At 61.9% G+C, this 562-nt stretch carries 2 pseudogenes; both read right to left on the bottom strand.

The features are described from left to right. Positions 1 to 293: pseudogene (locus PKE99_RS39410) on the bottom strand (ABC transporter permease); the annotation flags it as partial. Next, positions 290 to 562 (bottom strand): annotated as a pseudogene (locus PKE99_RS39405) (ABC transporter permease); the annotation flags it as partial. The pseudogenes PKE99_RS39405 and PKE99_RS39410, both read right to left, overlap by 4 nt.

Genomic DNA, 562 nt, shown 5'->3' with positions numbered 1-562 from the left:
AGAGGCAGCAGGGTGATGAACTCGATCACCGGCCGCAGGCGGGGCAGACGCAGCCGCACCCAATAGGCGGTCGGCACGACGATCAGCACCCCCAGCACGATGGTCAGCAGCGCCATCACCACCGAATAGCTGAAAGTGGCACGGAAATTCGCGTCCGACAGCACCGAGCGATAGGCATCCAGCGAATATTCCCCGCGCCGCATTCGTAGCGAAAACTCGATCGTACCGATAAGCGGCAAGAGAAAATAAAGGCCGCCAAGGATCAGCGCGGCCCAGGACCAGACCCGTTTCATCGCATCCACCTCTCGGCCCGGGTGCGCATGATGACATAGGCAAGGTTCGCAAGCCCGGTCACGACGATCATGCCGAAAGCCATGGCATAGCCCAGGTGCGGGTCTTGCAGCACATCGCCCCTGATCTGCGCAAACAGCATGATCGGCACGATCGACAGCGACGAGCCGGTCAGCGCATAGGCCGTCGCCACCGCACCAAAGCTGTTGGCAAACAGCAGCGCGAAAGTGCCCAGCAGCGACGGGAACAGAATCGGCAGCGCCACCATCCG

Origin of the sequence: Pseudonocardia halophobica, assembly GCF_027922425.1 — a bacterium.
In the GTDB taxonomy this organism is placed as follows: Bacteria; Actinomycetota; Actinomycetes; order Mycobacteriales; family Pseudonocardiaceae; genus Pseudonocardia; species Pseudonocardia halophobica.
The sequence above is the reverse complement of the archived record's forward strand: the minus strand, read 5'-3'. Positions and strand labels throughout refer to the sequence as shown.